General features: G+C 37.1%; 19 protein-coding genes. 12 read left to right on the forward strand and 7 right to left on the reverse strand.

The window, feature by feature from the left end; translation table 11 throughout:
* Positions 1-1608 precede the first annotated feature (1608 nt).
* Positions 1609-2583 (forward strand): tail fiber protein, encoded by a 975-nt coding sequence (locus tag ACFIMA_RS01765; RefSeq protein ID WP_375693034.1) that lies wholly within the window; start codon positions 1609-1611, stop codon positions 2581-2583.
* Between the two features lie 1122 nt (positions 2584-3705).
* Here ACFIMA_RS01765 and ACFIMA_RS01770 read toward each other — a convergent pair.
* From ACFIMA_RS01770 to ACFIMA_RS01790, 5 genes are all read right to left on the reverse strand, one after another.
* Positions 3706-4539: a heme ABC transporter ATP-binding protein gene (locus tag ACFIMA_RS01770; RefSeq protein ID WP_375611204.1), complete on the reverse strand. Its 834-nt coding sequence runs from the start codon at positions 4537-4539 to the stop codon at positions 3706-3708.
* Complete coding sequence (locus ACFIMA_RS01775) at positions 4536-5633, reverse strand: FecCD family ABC transporter permease (protein WP_375652290.1); 1098 nt, start codon at positions 5631-5633, stop codon at positions 4536-4538. Before ACFIMA_RS01775 ends, ACFIMA_RS01770 begins: the two co-directional genes overlap by 4 nt.
* 5 nt (positions 5634-5638) lie before the next feature.
* A complete protein-coding gene (locus ACFIMA_RS01780; protein ID WP_375649502.1) occupies positions 5639-6541 on the reverse strand; it encodes a hemin ABC transporter substrate-binding protein in 903 nt (300 codons plus the stop codon).
* Positions 6542-6564: 23 nt separating this feature from the next.
* On the reverse strand, positions 6565-7608 hold the full coding sequence (locus ACFIMA_RS01785; RefSeq protein ID WP_375631693.1) for a hemin-degrading factor: 1044 nt from the start codon (positions 7606-7608) through the stop codon (positions 6565-6567).
* Positions 7609-7871: 263 nt separating this feature from the next.
* Positions 7872-10049, reverse strand: coding sequence for a TonB-dependent hemoglobin/transferrin/lactoferrin family receptor (locus tag ACFIMA_RS01790; protein ID WP_375693035.1), 2178 nt, complete (start codon positions 10047-10049; stop codon positions 7872-7874).
* 242 nt (positions 10050-10291) lie between these two features.
* Here ACFIMA_RS01790 and ACFIMA_RS01795 point away from each other — a divergent pair, with 242 nt between their 5' ends.
* Positions 10292-11062 carry an energy transducer TonB gene (locus ACFIMA_RS01795; protein ID WP_375631808.1) on the forward strand — a complete coding sequence of 257 codons (771 nt, stop codon included), beginning with the start codon at positions 10292-10294 and terminating at the stop codon, positions 11060-11062.
* A gap of 956 nt (positions 11063-12018) precedes the next feature.
* Here the strand turns inward: ACFIMA_RS01795 and ACFIMA_RS01800 are convergent.
* Complete coding sequence (locus tag ACFIMA_RS01800; RefSeq protein ID WP_375652289.1) at positions 12019-14109, reverse strand: lytic transglycosylase domain-containing protein; 2091 nt, start codon at positions 14107-14109, stop codon at positions 12019-12021.
* 250 nt (positions 14110-14359) lie between these two features.
* Between ACFIMA_RS01800 and dapA the strand changes: the two genes are divergently transcribed.
* Together dapA and smpB are read left to right on the forward strand one after the other, a co-directional pair.
* Positions 14360-15244 carry a 4-hydroxy-tetrahydrodipicolinate synthase gene (gene dapA / locus ACFIMA_RS01805; protein ID WP_375611210.1) on the forward strand — a complete coding sequence of 295 codons (885 nt, stop codon included), beginning with the start codon at positions 14360-14362 and terminating at the stop codon, positions 15242-15244.
* Positions 15245-15262: 18 nt separating this feature from the next.
* The gene (smpB, locus tag ACFIMA_RS01810; protein ID WP_012231306.1) at positions 15263-15739 is read left to right on the forward strand and encodes an SsrA-binding protein SmpB; all 477 of its coding nucleotides are present in this window, start codon (positions 15263-15265) and stop codon (positions 15737-15739) included.
* Between the two features lie 48 nt (positions 15740-15787).
* Here smpB and ACFIMA_RS01815 read toward each other — a convergent pair whose 3' ends face one another.
* Positions 15788-16456, reverse strand: coding sequence for a uracil-DNA glycosylase (locus ACFIMA_RS01815; RefSeq protein WP_375693046.1), 669 nt, complete (start codon positions 16454-16456; stop codon positions 15788-15790).
* A 571-nt stretch (positions 16457-17027) separates the two neighbouring features.
* Between ACFIMA_RS01815 and rpoZ the strand changes: the two genes are divergently transcribed.
* The 8 genes from rpoZ (at position 17028) to era (ending at position 23958) form a co-directional block, all read left to right on the forward strand.
* Complete coding sequence (gene rpoZ, locus ACFIMA_RS01820) at positions 17028-17426, forward strand: DNA-directed RNA polymerase subunit omega (RefSeq protein ID WP_375693036.1); 399 nt, start codon at positions 17028-17030, stop codon at positions 17424-17426.
* Between the two features lie 128 nt (positions 17427-17554).
* Complete coding sequence (locus ACFIMA_RS01825; RefSeq protein WP_375693037.1) at positions 17555-19780, forward strand: RelA/SpoT family protein; 2226 nt, start codon at positions 17555-17557, stop codon at positions 19778-19780.
* A 16-nt stretch (positions 19781-19796) separates the two neighbouring features.
* Positions 19797-20375 carry an orotate phosphoribosyltransferase gene (pyrE, locus tag ACFIMA_RS01830; protein WP_375652362.1) on the forward strand — a complete coding sequence of 193 codons (579 nt, stop codon included), beginning with the start codon at positions 19797-19799 and terminating at the stop codon, positions 20373-20375.
* Positions 20376-20468: 93 nt separating this feature from the next.
* A complete protein-coding gene (locus ACFIMA_RS01835; protein ID WP_375693038.1) occupies positions 20469-21041 on the forward strand; it encodes a DUF2062 domain-containing protein in 573 nt (190 codons plus the stop codon).
* Between the two features lie 37 nt (positions 21042-21078).
* Positions 21079-21480 carry a holo-ACP synthase gene (gene acpS / locus ACFIMA_RS01840; RefSeq protein ID WP_375652288.1) on the forward strand — a complete coding sequence of 134 codons (402 nt, stop codon included), beginning with the start codon at positions 21079-21081 and terminating at the stop codon, positions 21478-21480.
* Positions 21481-21559: 79 nt separating this feature from the next.
* The gene (gene lepB, locus ACFIMA_RS01845) at positions 21560-22372 is read left to right on the forward strand and encodes a signal peptidase I (protein ID WP_375611213.1); all 813 of its coding nucleotides are present in this window, start codon (positions 21560-21562) and stop codon (positions 22370-22372) included.
* On the forward strand, positions 22353-23060 hold the full coding sequence (rnc, locus tag ACFIMA_RS01850; protein WP_375693039.1) for a ribonuclease III: 708 nt from the start codon (positions 22353-22355) through the stop codon (positions 23058-23060). Before lepB ends, rnc begins: the two co-directional genes overlap by 20 nt.
* Positions 23053-23958 carry a GTPase Era gene (gene era / locus ACFIMA_RS01855; RefSeq protein ID WP_012754937.1) on the forward strand — a complete coding sequence of 302 codons (906 nt, stop codon included), beginning with the start codon at positions 23053-23055 and terminating at the stop codon, positions 23956-23958. Before rnc ends, era begins: the two co-directional genes overlap by 8 nt.
* Positions 23959-23968 lie beyond the last annotated feature (10 nt).

Raw genomic sequence — 23968 nt, forward strand, 5'->3', positions numbered from 1 at the left:
GATTTTAAGCATCCCGCCCCAATGAAAAGATTGTAAACAAAAATCCTAATATACTACATACGATAAGATCTCCAAAACTCATATTTCCATCTTTCTTTTTGTGTGTTTATTTTGTGGATTCATCAATATATTCATATCAATACGTATTATATCTTTTGTAAAGTAGATCACATTTCATTCATGTATGGTAAGATTATGTATAGCGTTATACATCTATAACGTCTGAAATTACTGGTTTTTTTATTACCTAAAGAAAATATTTCTTACATTAGAAAATATAGCAATAGCTTCAAAAACAGTAAAGAATAATCCCATCTAGAGCTGGTAAAGGCGTGTAAAGGGTGTAGCTAATAAATGATGTGTATTTTAAAGGGAAGATAGAAGTTAAAGGTGCAGAGAACACTGAAAATAAAGTCGGTAATGAGTGGAGGGGATATTCTATTTGGAAAAAACAAGCCATGGATAGTCCAATTGTCTGGCTACTTATGCAAGATTTTGTAAGGTGTTTTCTTTGATAGTTAAGGGTATAGCAAGTGTAAAATTGATGGAGCGTATTTTTTGTTTGGATTGATGAAGCAGATGAGTTAGCAAAACAGTTTAGAGAATGCTTTTTAATATTGCCTTGAATTAAGAAGAACACCAATAATTGCAAGATGTTGTTTAGAATGATTTATTGTTCTTGCAAAAAAAATATACATATAATAATATATAGAGGGGGATGTGCTAAGTGTGGGAGGGGAAAAGTTGGTTATGGGGCGTTTAATAAACAAGGATATTGTTCATAAAAATTGGGGGAGGGGCTGGGTTATGCTTTTTAATTTTTTCCGGATCGGATACAACCTTCAAATTTTGTGAAGGTGTGTGATATTTAATATTTCAAAGTATTTTATTTCCAGTTTAATGAAAGTGTGGAGCAAATGTCCATATTGAATATATTCTCTGTGATACATTTAGATTGAACAAAAGCTTATTCAAAAAAACATTGGTGCTAATCTTGTGACACAATTTCAGAAATCAATTGAATAAAATAGAACAAAGTATCTGCATGTGAATAAAAACATAATGAAGCATGCAAAAAATTTGAAGCTAATTTTTAAAGTTTTAATACAAATGATAGCCAAAAGATAGAATTTCTTTGTTTAAAATATATGGTATAAAATATCGACGAGATAGATTTAAACTATTGAAAAAAATAAAAAAAGATAATGTTTAAGTCAGAAACTTTCTATGTGGATGATAAGTTATTACATTCAGTAATGGTTATATGAAATCCATAATAAGAAAAATTTTGGAAGTATTTATAAATTTTGCAACAAGATGCAAGATTGAAAAAATAATTATATAACAACAGCAAAGCAACAAAACAAGATATTAAGTAACATCAGATGAGGTGGTTACATTATACATTAGAAGAGAAAGCATTAATACTAATGTTATGAAAAGCGTCTGGTGAATTTAGGTTATAAAATTGGAAGGAGTGAAGAGAGATAAAATGCGTAAATAAGGATGGTGCAGTGGTTATGATGTACCAATAAACAGCGGCAGCACATTTTAGTGCACAGAACGAGAAGTTGTTAGAAAAACTATGAAAATAATGGGGGATTTAAAATGTCTAATATCTATGATTGGTCTCTAAAGGCTGATGAAAATGCTTATTCAGATAGTATCATTAATTGGGCAGAAGGACAGCCGCCTAGTTCTGTTAATGATAGTGCAAGGGCGATGATGCAGCGCGTGCGCGAATATCTTGCAGATAATGGTGGATCTATTAATTCAAGCTTTATAGTAAATTTGGAAGATAAAACAACATTAATTACCTTAAAGACAGTTTCGCCTATAAAGAAATACAACAATGATATCGTCATACGTTTTAAAGCTTGTGGTGTAAATATTGGCGTGACAACAATAACTGTTAATAATATAGGAGAAAAGCTTATCTATAAAGCCACTGATGCGGGGATTATACCATTAGAAGGTGGAGAATTTCAAACAGATGGCATTTATGAAATGGTATACAATAATGGTGTTTTAATAAAAGAGCATGAGGGTTGGTATTTATTAAACCCTACACCACCAAAGATAGAAAGTTTCCCCTCTGGATTCATTGCAACATTTGCTATGCAAAATGTGCCAAATGGTTGGCTTTTATGTGATGGTAAGGCCTATAAGCGTGAAGATTATCCGCAGTTATTCGAGGCAATAGGTGATAAATGGGGAAAAGACAGCAATAAAACTTTTAAAGTTCCTGATTTTAGAGGCATGTTTTTACGCGGCTTTGATAGTGGTCGGGGTTTAGATGGTGGTAGAAAGTTTGCAGATGAACAACAAGATAGCATAAAATCACATACGCATATTGGGAGTATTGAAAACGCAGGCGAGCATGCGCATAATTTTGAGTATCAAGGGGTAGGATGGCCCGTTGGTGATATTGGGAGACTCCCGAATCATTATACTTATAATACGACCCTGAAAGGGAGAACAGCTTCTGCTGGTGCACATACACACAAGGTAACTCTTTCCCATACGGGTGAGGCAGAAACGCGCCCTGTTAATACAACCGTTGTCTATGCTATAAAATCATGAGTATGTTTAAGTAATAATAATCTATACACCTTGATAATTTTGTTAACGCGGAGCAATTCCGCGTTATTTTCTATGCATATGAAAAGGAAATCTATATTGTTAATAGAATACTTGAGAGCGTCAAAAAACAATTTTAAAATGATTGAAAGAAAGAGTTAAGGATATAATTTATTTTATAATTATATGATAACATAGGGAAAATGTGTAAAAATCATTTAAACTGTGCCGTGAAGAGATCTGGAGATATATTTTTTCATAAGGTGTTTTGATAGGGGAAGGTAATAAAATTATTCAACCTGAGGCATAAAAAAGTACAATATTTTTAGCGTTTTTTGTGCAAAAATAGCATACCCCTGTATGAGTTAATTCATCTTATAAAGATATTTCTCACCTTGTTGTCGATTTCATTTCTTTGCATTGCCATGGTAGGAGGCTTTATCTGTAAATGATAGTTCCCCTTTGAGTGGAATCATCATTATGCTTATGAAGCAGAAGACAAACGCTATTTCTATACTCTCTCCTCATCCCTATATTCCGCATTGTTTTTGCATTAGGGGGCTTACAAAAAGCGTTATTGAGTTTATTTTAAAGTTTTTATTCAATAGGTTAATTCTTTGTGATATGCCAATAAACAATTTTTTAATAGAGAGAGAAAAGTAAAAATATCATTGTAAATCAATATTTATTTATACAAATAAGCTAAAGTATATGTATTATAAAGAAAACATTACCATTAAAGCTACAAATAAATCTTTTATGCAGGGGAGAAAGGTACTTGATTTCTATATGGTCCTTAGAAGATATAATAATACACCCGTTATTATAACAAAGGCATTTATATGTATTTCTTGAATCATTTTTATAAAGATAAAAGTGATAGAAAGAGTGGGAAAACGCATGTTTATGTTGTATAAATTTGTATGATATAACAGTTTGATAACAAAACAAAACTTCACATGTTTTTAGTTACGTAAAATCTTAAAAGATTTTAAACTGGTATTTTTTTCCAAAAATATCTTTAGGGTAATTGGTCTTCTTTTTTTATGACAGATGACAAAAAGGAGTTCATATGAAAATAAAAAAGATTCTTGAATATTTGCGTGTTTTATTTTGCTATGGACTTTAGTTTTTAGATTGAAGCCGATAGCCTAGAGATCTAATTTCATAGGAGGATGTCGTTTGAGGGAGTATAAAAGGGATATCTTCTTTAGGTAATTCAGAAACGTTTAAAGAACAATGATAAACATCGCGGAGATTTTGTGTTGTCAACACATTAGTTGCATTTCCTTCGCAATAAATCTCACCTTCCTTGAGCAAGATCATGTTATCTGCATAATGTGCCGCGAGATTGAGGTCATGAAGAACAGCAAGAACGCCGCCACCAGAATGAGCAAATTGTTTAGCAATATCCATAACGATGATTTGATGTTGAATATCGAGGCTAGCAATAGGTTCATCTAATATCATCCAGCGAGGAATCCCATTATGAACAGGTTTCCAGACTTGGCAAAGTACACGGGCAAGTTGTACTCTAGCTTGTTCTCCACCTGATAATTGGTGATAATACAGGTTGCCATAATCAGAAAGGTCAACGCACTCTAAAGCTTTCTGGATAAGATTTTGCAATTCGGCTTTGGCAATGCTAAATTGGTTTACAGAAAGGCCAAGCCCTACAACTTCATGGACTAAGAATGGAAATACGAGCGTTGTTGATTGTGGTAGTACAGCGCGCATTTTTGCCATTACATGAGTTTTTGTTTGGCATACATTATAACCATTTAAGGTTATTTTTCCACTGTAAGGAATTTCACCACTCAGAGCTTTGATAAAAGTACTTTTTCCTGATCCATTAGGACCAATAATAATGGTAAAAGCACCACTTTTAGCTTGAAGATTAATGTGTTTAAGAATCTGCTTCTTTCCGCGCTGAACACAAATATTTGTCGCTTCAATCATGAAAAGTCTGTTCCTCGTTTGCATATAAGGATCCATAGAAAGAAAGGTGCACCAAAAAGTGCTGTTACAATCCCAATCGGCAATTCTGCGGGGGCAACAATTAAGCGTGCAAACATATCAGCAAAAATAAGTAATGCTGCTCCCAAGAGAGCAGAGCAAGGAATGAGATAGCGATGATCAGGACCTATGAGCTGACGTAAAATATGAGGAACAATAATACCAATAAAACCAATACCACCACTGACAGCAACAGCACTACCGCACATAAGAGCAACAAGGGGAATAGCAATATTTTTGACGCGTTGAATATGGAAACCAATATGGCCAGCAACAGCTTCTCCAAGAGCAAGGGCATTAAGTGCTCGTGATAAAAAGGGAGAGAAAAGAAGACCAATAACGATAAAAGGGAGAACAAGCCATACTTTCAACCATGTAGCGCCCGCAAGAGAGCCCAGACTCCAAAAAGTGATATCACGCAGTTGTTGGTCATTTGCGACAAAAATCAATGTTCCGACAACAGCACTGCTTAATGCACCAAGAGCAATACCTGCAAGCAGCATGGTTGCAATAGAGGTAAAGCTGTTATGCGTTGCTATTATGTAGAGAATAATCGTTGATAAAAGTCCACCAAAAAAAGCACCTATGATAACTTTATAAGGCTCTAGAAAAGGTGCAAAAGAAACAGGAAAAGCAATGCCGACAACAATTGCTAAGACTGCTCCAAGTCCAGCACCTGCTGATACACCTACAATTCCGGGATCTGCAAGAGGATTACGAAAAAGCCCTTGCATAAGAACACCGGAGACAGCTAAAGCTGCTCCAATCAATAATCCCAAGATAACACGGGGAAGCCTTATGTCGATGAGCACGAGGTAATCACGCGTTTTACTACTTACCGAAAAATCTTGTGTAAGCATCACATGGAGGAGATCAACGAAAGAAACCTTTGCTGCACCATTCAAGAGCCCACCAAAAATACTGAAAATAAGGAATATTATTAAGCTTAATAATAAAATCTTCCCCTGTTTTGAACGGTTTATTTTTTTACCTTCTTTTTCTTTAGGTAAATGCATCCTGGATGTACCGTCTGCCATTTTTATCAGCTCTTACCGTTTTGATGTGCACCATAAAGTATCTCAATAAGCTCTCTTGATGCGTCTGCAGTACGTGGACCAAATCCCAAAAAATACATAGCATCCATCTGTTTTATGGCATGATTTTTCGCTGCAGTTGTTGCTTGAACTGCCGGTATGGCTAAAATCTTATCAATGCTGGTTGATCTTGCACCATGTTTTACAAGCAAAATAACATCAGGATCTGATTTCAATAATGCTTCGCCGTTGAGAAGTTTATATCCTTTATAATCGGTGATAGCATTGATAGCGCCTGAAAGTTTGATCATACTATCAGCTGCAGTACCTGTTCCAGATGCCATGACGCGTCCATTTTGCACAGAGAAAACAAAAAGAACACGCTTTGGTGTTGTTACTTTCGCCAAACGCGCATCGTTGTCTAAAAAATTACGCTTCAATTTCTCAATTAACGCCGCGGCTTGCACTTCCCGATGAATGGCTTGACCAACGAGGCGAATCTTTTCTATCACATTTTCACGGGAGTAGTCTTCTGGTATGATCACCAGAGGTATTGATGTTTTTTTGAGAATATCAATTGTTGAAGCGGGACCACTTCCTTCAACAAGCAATATACCCTCTGGAGCAAGTGATAAAACCCCCTCAGGTGAAAGAGCACGCATATATCCAAGCACAGGAAGCTTGAGCGCTTCTTGTGGGTAGACGCTTGTACTATCACGGGCGACAAGTTGATCTTGGGCTCCCAATGCATAGACAATTTCTGTAAGTGCTCCGCCGATAGAAACAATTCGAGCATTTTCAGGAAAACGCGTTGCAGGTTCAGCAATTACTTGTTTAGAAAAACAAGTAAGAGAGAGCAGTAAACACGTAAGAAAAAGGTTTGATAACCTATGTAAAAGAGATATGAACATGTCTAACCTTATCTTATCTTATCTTAGTTACTGCTGTTTTCTTGGCATGATGGCAAACTATTCAATAAAGAACGCCAATCTTCACGTTCTTTTTGACCCTCCTTGCGTACGCCAAAAAATTGAATAACCATCTCATCATCTTTATCGAAAACTTCAAGTGAACTGACATAACCATCACGGGTAGGTTTGCGAACATGCCATACTCTAGCAATCCCAGACGTGAGTAAATGAAGGTCAAATCTTGGATCAAGAACATTAAGCCAAGGTCCCATTTGCTTAATATTTTTTACAGTCCCACTAAAAATTTGAATACACCCTTTATTCCCAACAAAACACATGATTGGCAGTTCTTGTTGTGCGACTTGGTTAAGCATTATTTCAACAGCATTTACCTGTAATTCATCGGCAAATTCATTACCAACATATTTTACAGCATGATGTCGATTAATTTTAAATTCGGAAATAATTTTGTGAAGTTGGTGTACATCTGTCATTTTCCGCCAACGATCCCGAAAACTCTCAATATCCAATTCTGTTATGTCACATTGGGCTGGGAGAGAAACGGGAAGAATGTTAAGAACAGGAGACTGATCTTCAAGAAGGAGCTTTTCAACAAGTTTATTCCACTCGTCCATATTTGTCATATCTTTAGAATAGACCTTTAAAATAGCAACGCCATGTTGATCAAAGAATTGCAGACTTTTTGTAGGTTTTCCAAGAATAACGACATCATATTCAAAACCGAACTTCCATTGTTTTGTAAAAATACGCAAATCAATTTCACCAAGTGTGATAGGAATATGTTCGTTTTGAACAATTTTTTCAAAGCGTCCCGTTATTTCGTGAACAGCATATTCATTGCGAGTTAAGACCATGACGGTTCCAAGTCGAGGTGCATTTTCCAAGAGAGTAGCAACATCAGTTTGTAGCCTTTTTGCTTTTCCAATGGTACAATAAGCCGCAATAAGCTCCGCTTCAGATATACCAATCGAAACCGCAAAATCGCGGTTTCGCATTTCTTTTTTTTCTTCACGCAAACGAAGAATCATTTCAGCTGTATGTGCCATGAATTTACCTTATGTTACTTAACTCAAAAACTAACTTTCAAATTTTACAATTCCAAGGCAATAAATTAAATTCTTTTAAGAGTTCAATCTATCACAAAATAACACTCTATCGCCAACAGCTGAGCAATCAAAAAACGATAAAACAGAAAGAATTAAAACTTTTCTACCAAATCTTTGTAATTTTAAAGACGTTGAAAATAGAAACACAATAATTAATCCTTTTATCAATACGATTTTATTGACCGAATAATTAACAGAAGTGACTAAAACTTTTGTACAAACGACACCTTAAAGTTACGACCAGGCTGGCTATAATAATCTTTTGGTGTTGAACTTTTACCTGAAGGAAGTTCAGATACATTCCAATATTTTGTATTGAAAAGATTATAAACACCGGCTCTTAGAATAGGTCCCGTTTCACCGAATGGTTTCCACCACCCTGTCATATCAACGACATGATATCCTGGAATTTTTTGGTAATCAGATTCTCCGGCTACTTTGTCACGTTTAGCTGCCAAAGTAAGGATAATATCGCTTCCCCAAACCTCTTTTGCATATCCTAATCCGATAACTGCTTTCAAAGGAGGAATTGAGTTAAGATACTCCTTTTTATCAAGATCTTTTCCTTGTGAATAAGCAAGAGCAACATTGGTATGAAAACCATTTTTAAGAACTAAATGAGCTTTTGTCTCAACACCAAAAATTTGCACGTGAAAACGATTCATGTAATGCCGACGCGCAAATCTAAATTCCTCTGATGGCCCTCTATCCTCAGTATCTATGAAATTCTTATATTGATTGAAAAAGGCATTGAAGGAACCACCGAAATTTACATTTCCATACCGTAGACCAACATCATACCCATTGCTTGTTTCTGGTTGAAGATCAGGATTCCCTTTCACGTAATAAGCAGAAGGTTTGATATAAGAGACGTAAAGTTCTGAAATACGTGGTGCACGAAAAGCCTGTGCCCACTGAGCATAGAGCGTTACTTGATTACGAACATCCCACTCCACGCGTAATTTAGGAGAAAAGCGTGAACCACTTCTTTCTGGAGGGAATTTATCAGAAATCAGTGCTTTCTCATAAGAAGGTGTTTTCTGAGGAACATATTTGTACCAATCATACCGGATTCCCGGTGTTACACGAAAACGATCATCAGCCAACCCAATTTCATCTTCAAAAACAAAACCTAAATTGTAACCATTTGTGTCTGGTGAATCTGATCGATTAGCAGGAACAAAAAGACATCCCCGAGCGTATTCTTTTATATGACAATTGTCTTTACCTAACAAATAGTGATGAAATTTAGATGACGAAACATTCATTACAAACTTTAACGTATGGTTTATAGTGCCAAAATCCACTTTTTTAAGGGCATCAGCATTGAAACCATAATTGATATTACGCAAGAAATTATCTCTCAAATAATCCCCTTTGGGAGCCGAAACACGAACACCTGTCATAACGTAACGACTTGATTGCCTTTGCCAATAAAGCTGCCCATTAAACGCATCAAGAACTGCATCACCATTACCATTATAATTATAAGAAAGAGAAAAGCGCTCACGAAGTTTATTATCCTGCTCATAAACGGAACCTGGAGCGTATCTTTTAGACGAATTTAATTCATGTGTGTTACTATTATGACCAAAACGCTCTGCGGTAAAACCAAGGCGGTGATTATCACTCAAATATTGATGAATTTTAAAAAGCAAGTTATTTTTATCAAAGTGAGAAGGGTTTTTGCGCGTGCGTTCCTCATACCCTTCTACTGTTCCCATATTTTTGCGCTCATGACCTTCTACATAAGATCCTTGAAAAAGTAAAAATGTCCGGTAATTACGCACAGCAAAAGCTTGATCGATGCGCCAGCTGTTATCAACAGAATTATAACCACCTTTTATAAGGCTTCCCCAATTCTTTTCTTCCACGATCAGGTCTTCAGGATCAAGGGTACGCAACGCAATGATTCCCCCTAAGGCACCAGAACCATAAAGACTAGAATCTGATCCCTGAATAGTATCAAACGTAGAAAGAGCATTGAAATCAAAAGTTGTGTTTCCACCTCCACCACGGAATATATCATTAAACCATGGAAGAGAAATACCATCCATTGTCGTAAGAACACGGTTTGCATCTAAACCCCGAATAACGAAACTGTTATTTTCTGAGTTATAGGATACGGAAGGATTAAGACGACTCACATCATAAACATCAGTTATTTGTCTTTCATCAATATTCTTGTTGGTCTTACGATCAGTCAGAATGGTTATTGAATTTGAAGCATCTTCTATTTTTTTTCCTTTAATAAGGATTGGTTTGAGTTCAGTGACAGCACTTCCATCTTTATTTTGTGCAAAAACAAATGAAGGTATACAGACCGATAATGCACTTAAAATTACACAGCTTTTATAGATATTTTTTCGTCTTATTTGCATAACACATCATAACCCTTTTAAACATCCCCTCTCTGTTTTGAAATTTTTTAATACAAAAAGGCTGGACTCACTGATTAAAACTTGCCAGCCAAGTAGGAATGATTTTGACAACGGCACAAAATCATTAGAAGACCATATTAAACATGACAAAATCAGTCAAGAAAAAAGTTGCAATTTCAAAATAGCCTGTTTTAATGAGATTGAACACCAATATTAAGCTTAAAATAGTGGCAGAAGAAACGATGAATTTTGCAAATACGAAACAATTATTAACTCTTTGGATTGGTGCATTTATTGGGGCTTTCTTTTTGCATGTATTATTGGCAGCACAGTTTTATTTTCAAAGTACTGGTATAAGTAATGGTTTGCTCTCGTCGGAGATTATGCTGACTTTTATGCAAGAAACTGTATATCCGGATGTTGATACAGACTTGCCAGATATTCATAGAGAGTCGGATATTAATACAGAGCAAGAAGTATTACAGTCTGATCTCCTAGAGCAGGAGTCAGAAGGATTGGAATCCGTGGATGAAATTCAATCGGAAGAACCTCAGCATATAGTAGAACAAGATGACTTAAAGCCTTTGGAAGAACCCCTACCTCAAAAAGTGGAGCATAAAGCGTTTATCAAAAAAACAATACCGATGCCAAAGGCTGTAGTAAAGCGCTCCAATGCAAAGGCGGTACGTTCTTCTTCCATCAACAAGGGCGGCGGGACAGCAGGGCTTGAAGATATGTTGTTAATGGAGTGGTTAGCAAAGGTACAGTCACAATTAGAAAGGCAAAAAAATTATATTGTGGGACAGCGCACCAATCGTACAAAAGGAACGGTGAAGTTAGAATTTATGGTGCATGAGCAGGGGAGTATTTTTTCTAGTCGTGTAGCAGTCTCTGCTGGTGACCCGGAACTTGATCGATTAGCGATGGCAGCCCTTCGACGCGTTGGTTCTTTTCCACCACCACCACCATCAAAAGTGAATAAAACAATTAGAGTATCCCTAATATTTAGCTGATTTTTTATGCGGGGCGCTTTTCTTATAATATATTGATTTATAATTTTAATGAAAGTTCAAATATAATTTATTCGAATTTTTTTGATGTTGAATCAATCAAAACCATCCGCTTACTTATGATACAAGTTGAGGAGGAGCATGGATAAAAAACTTCTAAAAAGCAGTGAATATACTTCTTATGAGTGCTCTAAATGAAAGGGCTTTTGCAACATTGGGAGTTAAGGGATGATAGAGCTATAGCTTTTATTAATTAAAGGTCTAATCGATTTTTATACCATTCATGAGAGGATTTTCGTAAGTACTTTTCAGATACACCGTTGTGAAATGGACTTAGAAACATTAAAATAAAACAATAATATAAATAAGAAAAACATACTATTTTGGGATGCTCTGTTTTGTGTGAAGGATGTGAGCTTATATGTAAAAATAAGAAAAAAAAGCAAAGCTTCATCTTCATCATTAAAAGATATTGACATATTTAAAAGTCGTAGAACCGAATGAAAAGGGAAGGGGCAGAAGAGAATTGTTTGTCTTTAAGGCTTTCTAACTCAATGAGTCTGTCTTTCTGTTATCAGAGATAATCCAAACGATATATATAATAACGTGCTCTTATTTGGTATAGAAATGTTATAAGCAGGAAAAATAGTCTTAAAAGATGCTGTTTCACAAGATTTGAATATTGACTAATAAGCAACAGTAAAAGGATGAGCTATTTGTTTCACTCTTCTCTTATATTTGTAATCTCTATGATATTGTCGTCTATGTTGAGAAGAAAGGAATTATTTGTACTACCTGTTGATTTATAATGATAATTCATCATTTCGAATTTATTAATACTGAATCAATTAAAATTACTTTCTTATACGTCCTAAGAAAGTGGGTATGGTACTATTTAAAAAGGAATAAAAACACTTCTTATCAACGCTTTCAAATGCTATTTGGGAAGTTAAGGCATATTATTTCCGTCGACCAGAAAGCAAGTCGGTTTTTATATCTATTTTCCCAGTGAGTCTTGCTTTGTAGACACCATAATTTTCCATGACACGCATCACGTAATTACGTGTTTCTGTATAAGGAATACGTTCAATCCAATCAATGACGTTATCGAGAGATTGACCTCGAGGATCGCCATAACGTTTTATCCATTCATTGACTCGACGGGGACCCGCATTATAGCCAATAAGAGTTAGTATATAGGATCCATTAAAACGTTCTAATTGTTCATTGAGAAAATGAGCACCTAATGTTGCATTATAATGAGCATCACTGCTAAATTTTTTAGGAGACCATGCGATTGAGTATTTTTTTGCCAGTGCTTTTGCTGTTGTAGGAAGCAATTGGAGTATACCTTGTGCACCTGCTTTTGATATGGCTGTTGGATTAAATTCGCTTTCTTGGCGTGCAATGGCATAGATAAGCGATTTTTCTTCTACAGAAATATGAGCAGAAGCTGGTATAGCTCCCAGAGGATGAGAGAGTGCACCGACATTTTTCCCCTGAAAAACAGCCATTTTTCCAATTTTGAGGCTGGTATAATAGTCTCCATTTTTTTCTGCCATAACAGCCAGAAGAGCTAATTCACCGGGGCTTTCTATTTTTTTTCCGAGCTCTCTATAAAAAATTTTAGCAAAATCAGCATAGCCGGCTGCTTCAAGACGTTGAATTGCTTTGATCGCTTTTCGTGCACTAAAATGTTGTCGCTCAGCGGTTGTTGGTTTGGGAAAGAAAACTTTAAGCTTTTTTTGGTTGAGTCGTGCAGCGGCTAATTGACCATAGTAAGTTGCACCAAAATGAGCTGCGCGATGAAAGTATTGCTGGGCATTTTGATGTTCTTCTAGCGTTTCTGCTGTTCGTCCCATCCAGTAATATCCACGTGATGCATAAAAAGGTAAAGAAGAGAGTTGAGGAATACGTGAAAAATGCTGCATTGCCAATTTAGGGTTATGAAGAAACCGTAGTGCATACCACCCTGCATGAAACTCAGCATCGACGGCTAATGCAGATGTTATACCAGTGTGCATTGCAACAAGTTGATAAGCAATTTTTGGTTTGTTTAAATCGAGCATTTCACGAGAAAGGGCGCGTTGTTCTTTCCACAATGAATGAGGGTTCATAAGGCGGAATGCATCTTTTGATGTTTTCATCATGAGTGCTGCTGCTGCATCATATTGCTCTGTTCGTCGAAGATGGCGTATTCGAGCAAACTGAAAAAGAGGATCTTTTTGCCATGATCTCTCTACAGCTTTTAATTTTTGTGTAGCTCTAGGATCATTTTTTTCAACGGCCACAAAAGCATTAAAAAGAGATTGAGCATGGGCTAATTTTGCAACGCGTGCTGCTGAATCAAAACGATGTGCATAGAGCATAAACTGCATGCGTCTCAAATGATCAATAGGTTTTAATGCAGCGTTTGCATTTTTAAGAACAAATACTTCTTCTTTTGCATTAAGCTGTGTTTTATGCCACCATGGCGCAATAACGTGTTGAGCACGAGTGGTTTGTCCCGTTGCGATAAGTGCTTTAGCGAAGAGAGCCATCCCTTGTGCTGTTTGGGGCGGGTGATGAGAAAATTTTTGGATGATTGCGCGTGTGACGTTGGTTTCGTTAAGAAAAGCACGTTCAGCATTGCGTTGCATCGTTTCTATACCGGGCCATCCTTTTAGCATGTTGATTGCATTAAATATTTCAGAACTGGGTATATTAGCTTGGTTTGACACCCCCAGCGCCCATGTCAAAATATGACGATCAAGGCTATGTTTTTCCATTGAATTACGAAGATTTATTGTTTTTGCAATATTGTTGTTTGCTAGTGCATCTAGCCCAGTTTTCAGTTGCTGAAGTGTAGCAGTATTGTGTGATGTAGTGTGTATCTGTTGAAGAGATTCTTGAGCTTCTTTTGCGGTAAAGGGAGTAGGGCGAACCAAAGGGATTGGTACTTTCCCTTGCAAAAGGGGTGTTTGCGCGTATGCACTTGAAAATAAAATTCTTATTGCCAGTATAAGTGTAGTAAAGGTTGATACGAAAAGAGAGGTGGAAAATACACGCATAGAGAAAAGACCTTGAGACCTTGCTTTTTGTAAAAACTTAAGGATTTATAGAACACAAGCATGAAAAACGCGTTAATATAGACGGCTTATTTTAAAGAAATGTTCAACATTTAAGGAGGGACATTTTCATCTTATGGGGGCTTTTTTTGAAATTCATCTTGCTTCAATGATAGAGCAAGATTATGCTCTATTTAAAATTTATAAAAGGCGATTATAAAAAAATAAAAGCAAACATTATAGGGAGTTTATCATGCTCAAGGGAGCTATAACTGCGCTTATCACACCGTTTGATAACAAGGGCGCGATTGATGAGAAGGCGTTTTGTGATTTTGTTGAATGGCAGATCACACAAGGGATTAACGGTGTAAGCCCTGTTGGGACAACAGGTGAATCAGCAACGTTAAGTCATGAAGAACATAAGCGGATTATAGAATTGTGTGTTGAGCAGGTTGCAAAGCGTGTTCCTGTTGTTGCTGGAGCGGGATCAAATAGCACAAGCGAGGCTGTAGAGCTTGCACAATACGCGCAAAAAGCTGGTGCAGATGCAGTTTTGGTTGTCACTCCCTATTATAATAGACCAAATCAATCTGGTTTATACAAGCATTTTTCTTCCATTGCCAAAGCTGTTTCTATTCCGATTATAATTTATAATATTCCTGGTCGTTCTATTATCGATATGGCTGTAGAAACGATGAAAGACCTTTATCAAGATTTTAACAATATCATTGGTGTTAAGGATGCAACGAGCAGAATTGAGCGCGTTAGTGAACAAGGTGAAAAGTGTGGAAAAGATTTTGTGCAGCTTTCCGGTGATGATTGTACGGCGTTAGGTTTTAATGCACATGGAGGTATGGGGTGTATTTCAGTTTCCTCTAATGTTGCTCCAAAGCTTTGTGCAGAGCTTCAAGCCGCTTGTTTTCGTGGTGATTATAAAACAGCACGAGAATTAAATGATCGCTTGATGCCTCTTAATCGTGCTCTGTTTATTGAACCTAGTCCAGCAGGTATTAAATATGCTGCTGCAAAATTAGGATTTTGTGGTGATACTGTGCGTTCTCCTATTGTTCCATTAACAGAAAGAACAAAGAAGATTATTGATGCAGCCCTCAGTCATGCTGGTCTTTTAAAAGCATAAAATGATATTGACAAAGCCATGAATAAAAAAAAGAACGCGCCCGTACGGAAAATAATTGCTGACAATCGTAAAGCACGTTTTAATTTTGAAATCCTTAATAATCTCGAGGCTGGTCTTGTCCTTCAGGGAGCGGAAGTGAAGTCCTTACGTTCTAATCATGCCAATATTGCTGAAAGCTATGCGAGTTTTGAGAATGGGGAATTATGGTTAGTAAACAGCTATATTCCTGAATATACGCAGGCTAATCGTTTTAATCATGAACCACGACGTTTGCGCAAATTATTACTTTCAAAACGTGAGATGGCACGTTTTTTTAATGCAACGTCTCGTGAAGGAATGACACTTGTTCCTCTCAAACTTTATTTTAATGAACGAGGGCGCGTTAAGTTGGAGATCGCTCTAGCGCGGGGGAAAAAGCTTCATGATAAGCGCGAAACGGAAAAAAAACGTGATTGGGGACGTGAGAAAGCAAGACTTTTAAAAAGGTATGGCTAATGGATGCGATCTAGATATTCTTTATTCATAGCGCTGTTTAAAACAGTTTTAGCATTGATCTAAGTATGTTTTTGCTGCTTGAAAGATTTGATGAAACATGGCGTCTGTCAAACGTCCAGTATTTGTATTATAACGAGAACAGTGATAGCTCGAAAAGATGCGTAATCTGCCGATGTTATTGATTTCGCCGTGTCCAAAAGGGTGAGCTAAAACTTTTGCATTAAGGGCACGTATCGTTGAATGGTGCGCAATGGTGCCTAAGGTAATAACGGCTTTAAGTTTGGGAAGATTTGTTAAAAGAGGTGAGAAGAAATAGCGGCACGTGTTAATTTCTGCACCGGTGGGTTTATTTTCTGGTGGAACACAACGAACAGAGTTAACAATTGCTGCATCAATAAGTTCAAGAGTATCGTCTGCTCTTTCTTCAAAGGTTCCTTGGGCAAAACCAAACTTTTTTAAAGTTGAATAAAGTAAGTGCCCAGCATAATCACCAGTAAATGGACGTCCAGTTCGATTTGCTCCGCGTAATCCAGGAGCAAGCCCAACAATAAGAAGGCGTGTTGTATCTGGCCCTTTATAAGGAAAGAATGGGCGCACCGGTGCGTTATACCAACTTGGTTCTTTTACACGCCAGCCAGCGATAAATTGATGAAGCCTAGGACATAAATTGCAATTTTTGGGTGGTTCTGGGCAAAGTGATGTTAATTGGCTATTCATGGTGTTAGGCATCAATCGTTTTTCTATTTTTTTGAGTCTTTATATAGCGTATATGACGGGTTATGTTTTGATAAACAATCTATAATGAGTATAAATAAACTTTTTTAGAAGAAAGTTTAATATAAACTTATTGCTCATTATTGTGTAAAGAGAGGTCATCTTTCAGTAATTTATTCGATGAATAAGAGTGCAATACACATGATGTTCAAAGAAAAAAAGTTGTCTCTTTAGATAAAGATATTATCATAAAAAGTATGTATAAGGCTGCTGTTATTGCAAAGGGTTTAAACAGCAGGTATTCCTTTTAAAAGGATAAGGACTCCAGACAAGTATTTTGTCAAGAAAGACCTCCCTTCGTTTGAAGTCAATCTATTGGAATGCTTTTAAAAGAAATTTTGATAACGAGCATGAATAGGTTATACATTTTTATAAATTTTCCAAGAATTTTTTTAAATAAGTTCTTTAATCAAAAAATATAAAAGTTTGTGTTGTTTTTCTTGTGTTTTATTTTGATTATTGTATATACTCCTTTATCCGCTATTAAATTTTTTTATTTGAGAAAGAGGCATAAATGGCCCGCGTAACGGTAGAAGATTGTATTGATAAAGTTGACAACCGCTTTGAATTGGTACTTTTAGCAGGTCATCGGGCGCGTCAGATTTCACAAGGAGCGCAGATTACGGTTGATCGTGATAATGATAAAAATCCAGTTGTTGCTTTGCGTGAAATAGCAGAAGAAACATTGTCGCCTGCTGATTTAAAGGAAGACCTTATTCATTCGTTGCAAAAGCATGTGGAAGTAGATGAGCCAGAAATAGCAAGTGAATTTATTACCCATTCAGGTGAAGCTGAAAGTGTTTTTAATACGTCGTCGCAAGAAGAAGGTACTTCATTTGATCATATGTCAGAAGAAGAGCTTTTAGCGGGTATTGAAGGTTTGGTTGTTCCAGAAAAAAGTGACGATTATTAATTGCAGCAATTTATGTTACAGGAGTAAAGATACCTTGTCATGTAAGGAGCAATTATTTTTCTTGTCTTTTATTGATAGGACATGTTCAATAAAGATTAGAGGTGTGAAAAGATAAAGGATATGCTCGTATGATGCGTCAGTGTGAGCTTGTTGGACGTGTTCAACGTTACAAGTCTGACGTAGATGAGGCTCTTTTAAACAGGGCCTATGATTATGCAATGAAAAAGCATGCACATCAAAAGCGTGCATCAGGTGATCTTTATTTTTCTCATCCTTTAGAAGTTGCTGCTATTTTGACAGATATGCGGTTGGACGAGGCAACGATTGCTGTTGCTCTTTTGCATGATACAATTGAAGATACAAGCGCTACACGAGCAGAAATTGATCAGCTTTTTGGTTCTGAAATTGGGAAGTTGGTTGAAGGGCTTACAAAGCTTAATAAGCTTGATCTTGTATCAAAGAAAGCCGTACAAGCAGAAAATCTTCGTAAACTTCTTATTGCTATTTCTGATGATGTTCGTGTTCTTTTAGTCAAACTTGCTGATCGTCTTCATAATATGCGTACCCTTGGTGTTATGCGTGATGATAAACGTCGGCGAATTGCTGAGGAGACGATGGATATCTATGCGCCACTTGCAGGTCGTATGGGTATGCAGGATATGCGTGAGGAATTAGAGGATCTCTCTTTCTTTTATTTAAATCCAGAAGGTTATCGTACGATTACCAATCGACTTTCTGAATTATTGAAACACAACCGTGATTTGCTTTCCACAATTGAAAATGAATTGACAAAACTTTTTTTCGAGCATGGCATTAAAGCAGATGTTAAAAGCCGTCAGAAAAAATCTTATTCAGTCTTTCGCAAAATGGAAAGTAAAGCATTATCTTTTGAACAATTATCGGATATTTTTGGATTTCGTGTGATTGTTGAGTCCGTGAATGATTGTTATCGTGCTCTTGGTGTCATTCATACGACATGGCCAATGGTTCCTGGTCGTTTCAAAGATTATATCTCTATACCAAAGCAAAATGATTATCGTTCTATTCATACAACAATTGTTGGCCCTTCAAGACAACGTGTTGAGTTGCAAATTAGAACGGCTGCTATGGATGAAGTTGCTGAATATGGGGTTGCTGCTCATTCCATCTATAAAGAGCATGGTTCCAATTATTCGACTGTGAAGTTATCAAGTGAAACGAATGCCTATGCATGGTTGCGTCAAACGATACAATCTTTGTCTGATGGAGATAATCCAGAAGAGTTTTTAGAACATACAAAACTTGAGCTTTTTCAAGACCAAGTTTTTTGTTTTACGCCGAAAGGTCGATTAATTGCTTTTCCTAAAGGAGCTACGCCTATTGATTTTGCTTATGCCGTCCATACAGACATCGGTGATTCTTGTGTGGGTGTAAAAATCAATGGTCGTATTATGCCTTTAATGACCAAATTAAAAAATGGTGATGAGGTTGATATTATTCGCTCACACGCTCAAATTCCGCCAGCAGCATGGGAATTTCTTGTTGTCACGGGTAAAGCACGTTCAGCTATTCGACGAGCAAGTCGTGCAGCGGTACGTAAACAATATTCGGGTTTAGGATATCGTATTCTCGAGCGTTCATTTGAATATATGGGAAAGCAATTTTCAAAAGATCTTTTGAAGAAAGTTTTGCCACGTTTAGCACGTAAAGATGTAGAGGATGTATTGGCTGCTGTTGGGCGTGGAGAGCTGTTTTCCGCTGATGTGATTAAAGCGGTTTATCCTGATTATCAAGATCACCGTGTGGTACAAAAGTCATCTTTTAAGCCTGGGGAAGAAGGTTGGTTTAATATTGAAAATGCTCAAGGTATGATTTTTAAAGTTCCAGAAAATGAAAAGAATGCAAAGGTCGAGAATCATCAATCTAAAGCATTGCCTATTAGAGGAACCCGTGGAGATATACCCGTACGTTTTTCACCGGAAGGAGCAGTACCTGGAGATCGGATTGTTGGTATTATGCAGCCAGGAGCTGGGATCGTTATTTATCCAATACAGTCTTCAGCTTTGATGGCGTATGATGATCAGCCAGAACGATGGATTGATGTTCGCTGGGATATTGATGCCCAAATGAATGAACGTTTTCCTGCACGGATGAATATTTTGGTTGTAAATAGTCCTGGTTCTTTGGCTGAAATTACACAAATAATTTCTGCTAACGATGCCAATATCCAAAATTTATCTTTTATCCGTACAGCACCAGATTTTACAGAAATTATGATTGATTTGGAAGTGTGGGATTTAAAACATTTGAATCGTATTTTTTCTCAGTTAAAAAAGGCAGGTTCAGTAAGTACAGTACGGCGGGTTCATGGATAAAAAGAAAGATTGTGCAATGAATACACAAGATGTCATTGATATTTTTAGACAAGCAGATGCTATTCTAGAAGGGCATTTTATTTTAACATCGGGGCGCCATAGTGCGACTTATATGCAAAAAGCGAAAGTATTCATGCATGCTAACTTGACGGAAAAGTTATGTCGTGGATTGGCTAAAAAAATCAAAAAATCTATCGAGGGAAAAATTGACTATGTTGTTGGTCCCGCAATTGGTGGTCTTATTCCTTCCTATGAAACTTCACGTCACCTTGGTGTTCCTTCTCTTTGGGTAGAGCGTGTAAATGGCATCTTTGAATTGCGTCGTTTTGAAATCAAGAAGGGTGCACGGGTTGTTATTGTTGAAGATATTGTAACAACGGGTCTTTCCATTCGTGAGACTGTTGAAGCGCTTGTTGCAGCAGGAGCAGAGGTATTGGCCAGTGCATGTATCCTTGATCGTTCTGGTGGTAAGGTCAATGTTGGAGTTCCATTGATTGCGCTTGCTGAATACGAGATAACCTCTTATGCTAGTGATGCACTTCCTGCAGAGCTTTCTGTTCTTCCCGCGATTAAACCAGGCAGTCGAAATATTTAATTGTCGTTCTATTTTTTTTGTGCAAAAGCTTAAAAAGATTAATTTGGATGATATAGATTATTTCATCATCAAAAGATGTATATTGAGAGTCATATGCTTTTTCGTCGTCGAGAACCAATAGATTTTGTAACGCGTATTCGACTTTGGTTATGGCCACGTCGTTCATTTTCTCGCTCATTTTGCTACATACATAAACGTATTTTGCGTATATCAGCAACACCGCATGAAGTAGCATTAGGGGTTGCTGTTGGCGTTTTTTTAGCTTGTTCCCCTTTCTTTGGGCTGCATATTATTTTGGCAATATTTTTTTCTTGGCTTTTGCGTGCAAACTTTGCTGCCGCAATCATTGGGACAATTTTTTCTAATCCACTCACATTTTTATTGATTGTCATGGCTGATTATAAAGTAGGGTATTTTTGTTTATCACTTTTTAGCGATGTCAAAGAGATTTCTCTTTCGCAAATTCGTGCTCTATTTAATGGTTTGACATTGTCAAATCTCTCTCTCCTCTTTAAAGGCGCATGGGACACAATTATGAGTCCTATGATTTTAGGGGGAACTCTTTTAGGTATTGTTTTTGGTGGTTTATCTTATATAGCTGTTTACAGAGCAACGGTTCGTTTTAAACAAAAGCGATATCAAAAGATTATAAAAAAAGGCGTTTAAAGAAGCGCTCATCGTAAGAAAGATCGGGTAATATCTTATGATTATTGGTCTTGGAAATGATCTGGTTGATATACGACGTATTGAGAAAATGTTGGTTCGTTATGGTGAGCGTTTTATCGAACGTATTTTTACGGATATTGAAAGAAATAGATCTGAAAATCTCAAAAAAAGCTCCTCTTCCTATGCAAAAAGATTTGCTGCTAAAGAAGCATGTGCTAAAGCCTTAGGAACGGGAATCGCTTGTGGTATCAATTGGAAAGACATGGGGGTAGTTAATTTGCCATCTGGTAAACCAATAATGCAATTAACAAATCGTGCGCAAGTGCAACTTCAAAAGTTATTACCTCCTCATCATGATGCAGTTATTCATCTTAGTATAACAGATGATTTTCCTTGGGCACAGGCATTTATTATTATCGAAGCACTTCCACGTGGATAGATGGCATGAGAGATTGTGCTTTTGTTATTTGAATATTATGATGAAAAAAATTATATCTGTGATGAGAAGGCAGTTGGTGATGATCCAAAAAGATAAAGTGCATAAAAAAGAAAAAAAAGGTGGGCTTCGTGAATTTATTTCTGTTTTAATACAGGCTTTGCTTTTAGCAGCGTTTATTCGGACACTTTTTTTCCAGCCGTTTAGTATTCCTTCCGGTTCAATGCGTCCTACTTTGTTGGTGGGAGATTATCTGTTTGTTTCTAAGTATGCATATGGGTATTCTCGTTTTTCCATCCCCTTTTCTCCTCCTCTTTTTTCTGGACGGATTTGGGCATCTCAACCTCAACGTGGAGATGTGGTCGTTTTTCGCTTACCAAGTAATCCGAAGATTGATTATATAAAACGCGTTGTTGGGCTACCAGGTGATCGTATACAAGTCCGTCAAAGTGTCCTTTATATTAATGATGAGGCTGTTTCACGTCACTTTATGGGGGAGATTGATAATTCTGATATAACAGAGGTTAACTATCCTGTTGAGGTTTATCGCGAGACAATGCCTAACGGTGTCAGTTATGATACACTTGATTTAGCTTTCATCCCGAAAGTTGATGATACAGAAGTCTTTGAAGTTCCTCAAGGACATTACTTTATGATGGGAGATAACCGCGACAATTCAGATGATAGTCGTTTAGATGTAGGCTATGTTCCAGAAGAAAATCTTATTGGTCGCGCGAGCGTGATTTTCTTTTCTATCAGTAATGGTTCAAGTGCTTGGCAGATTTGGCGCTGGCCATTTGATGTGCGTTGGAAACGTTTGTTTTCTTTCATAAATACGGTTCATGATTTGCCGCTTATCAAGCAAGGAAACAACGATGAAACGTCTCATGATTGATCAGCTTTTCAAGCTGACGGGGCATCGTTTTAAAGATGAAGAGAGGTTAAAGAAGGCATTAACACACTCGAGTGTACAAGATTCGGAACAGGGGAATTATGAACGACTAGAGTTTCTAGGGGATCGGATTTTAGGGCTTTTGATTGCAGAGATGCTGTATCAACTTTTTCCTCAGGCAAGTGAAGGTGAATTATCAGTCCGTTTAAATCATCTGGTCAATGCACAGACATGTGCTGATATTGCGCGTGAAATGAGACTTCCTGATATGATCCGTGTTGGTTTTGAGATGAAAAATTTTGAGGGGCGTCGACTTATCAACATGCATGCAGATGTCGTGGAAGCTTTGATTGCCGTAATATATCTCGATGGAGGATTGGAAAGCGTTCGCCCTTTTATTCAAAAATATTGGCAAAGTCGGGCAAAGAAAATGGATGCTGGTCGACGTGATGCCAAGACAGAATTACAGGAATGGGCGCATATCCAAGGCAATGCACAACCACATTATCAGGTTATAAAACGTTCAGGTCCAGATCACGATCCTGTTTTTATTGTAGAGGTCAGTATTTCTGGGTTTGCTTCAGAGATTGGGCAGGGAAGCTCCAAAAGATATGCTGAAAGAATGGCAGCTGAAAAAATTTTGCGACGAGAGGGTGTATGGAAAACAGTGGGAAAAAATGATCATGAGTGACGTTATGAAAACGCGTTCTGGGTTTGTTGTGCTTATTGGGATGCCTAATGCCGGTAAATCGACACTGGTTAATCAATTGGTTGGAACAAAGGTTTCAATTGTAACACATAAGGTACAAACAACACGAACTTTAATCCGCGGTATTGTCATTCATGATGATGTGCAAATTGTGTTGGTCGATACACCGGGTGTTTTTCGTCCCCATAAGCGCTTAGAACGAGCCATGGTCTCTGCTGCTTGGGGAGGGGCTAAGAGCGCTGATGTTCTACTCGTTTTAATTGACGCTCAAAGTGGTCTTTCGGATGAAGTTGATATGATGTTAGATATTGTAAACAATATGAAACAAGAAAAAGTTCTTGTTCTTAATAAGGTTGATACAGTTGTTAAATCATCTCTTCTAGCGTTAACCACTAAAATAAATGAACGTGTAAAGTTTGCGCAAACATTTATGATTTCTGCTCTAAACGGTTCTGGTTGCAAGGATTTACTTCATGCGTTGAGTAACATGATGCAGGAAGGGCCATGGTATTATCCGGAAGATCAAATTTCTGATATGCCTATGCGTCATCTTGCTGCTGAAATTACGCGTGAAAAACTTTTTCTTCGTCTTCATGATGAACTTCCTTATTCCTCAACGGTTGAAACAGAAAACTGGGAAGAGCGTTCAGATGGTTCCGTTAAAATTAATCAAGTTATTTATGTCGAGCGTGAGAGTCAGAAAAAAATTGTCTTAGGAGCAAAAGGCGATACAATTAAAGCGATTGGTCAAGCAGCACGTAAAGAACTCATGGAAATTATGGATCAAAAGGTGCATCTTTTTCTCTTTGTGAAAGTGCGCGATAATTGGGATACCGATCCAGAACGTTATCGTGAAATGGGATTGGATTTTTTAAAATGAGATTTTTAAA

This window comes from Bartonella sp. AP88HLJMH, assembly GCF_042195605.1.
Classification (GTDB): domain Bacteria; phylum Pseudomonadota; class Alphaproteobacteria; order Rhizobiales; family Rhizobiaceae; genus Bartonella.

Coding starts and splice junctions, on each gene's coding strand:
- lepB (WP_375611213.1), top strand. CDS start 21,560: ATGATCCAAAAAGATAAAGTGCATAAAAAAGAAAAAAAAGGTGGGCTT.
- dapA (WP_375611210.1), top strand. CDS start 14,360: ATGCTCAAGGGAGCTATAACTGCGCTTATCACACCGTTTGATAACAAG.
- rpoZ (WP_375693036.1), top strand. CDS start 17,028: ATGGCCCGCGTAACGGTAGAAGATTGTATTGATAAAGTTGACAACCGC.
- ACFIMA_RS01775 (WP_375652290.1), bottom strand. CDS start 5,633: ATGGCAGACGGTACATCCAGGATGCATTTACCTAAAGAAAAAGAAGGT.
- acpS (WP_375652288.1), top strand. CDS start 21,079: ATGATTATTGGTCTTGGAAATGATCTGGTTGATATACGACGTATTGAG.
- ACFIMA_RS01785 (WP_375631693.1), bottom strand. CDS start 7,608: ATGGCACATACAGCTGAAATGATTCTTCGTTTGCGTGAAGAAAAAAAA.
- smpB (WP_012231306.1), top strand. CDS start 15,263: ATGAATAAAAAAAAGAACGCGCCCGTACGGAAAATAATTGCTGACAAT.
- pyrE (WP_375652362.1), top strand. CDS start 19,797: ATGAATACACAAGATGTCATTGATATTTTTAGACAAGCAGATGCTATT.
- rnc (WP_375693039.1), top strand. CDS start 22,353: ATGAAACGTCTCATGATTGATCAGCTTTTCAAGCTGACGGGGCATCGT.
- ACFIMA_RS01795 (WP_375631808.1), top strand. CDS start 10,292: ATGAATTTTGCAAATACGAAACAATTATTAACTCTTTGGATTGGTGCA.
- era (WP_012754937.1), top strand. CDS start 23,053: ATGAGTGACGTTATGAAAACGCGTTCTGGGTTTGTTGTGCTTATTGGG.
- ACFIMA_RS01815 (WP_375693046.1), bottom strand. CDS start 16,456: ATGAATAGCCAATTAACATCACTTTGCCCAGAACCACCCAAAAATTGC.
- ACFIMA_RS01800 (WP_375652289.1), bottom strand. CDS start 14,109: ATGCGTGTATTTTCCACCTCTCTTTTCGTATCAACCTTTACTACACTT.
- ACFIMA_RS01825 (WP_375693037.1), top strand. CDS start 17,555: ATGATGCGTCAGTGTGAGCTTGTTGGACGTGTTCAACGTTACAAGTCT.
- ACFIMA_RS01835 (WP_375693038.1), top strand. CDS start 20,469: ATGCTTTTTCGTCGTCGAGAACCAATAGATTTTGTAACGCGTATTCGA.
- ACFIMA_RS01790 (WP_375693035.1), bottom strand. CDS start 10,049: ATGCAAATAAGACGAAAAAATATCTATAAAAGCTGTGTAATTTTAAGT.
- ACFIMA_RS01770 (WP_375611204.1), bottom strand. CDS start 4,539: ATGATTGAAGCGACAAATATTTGTGTTCAGCGCGGAAAGAAGCAGATT.
- ACFIMA_RS01765 (WP_375693034.1), top strand. CDS start 1,609: ATGTCTAATATCTATGATTGGTCTCTAAAGGCTGATGAAAATGCTTAT.
- ACFIMA_RS01780 (WP_375649502.1), bottom strand. CDS start 6,541: ATGTTCATATCTCTTTTACATAGGTTATCAAACCTTTTTCTTACGTGT.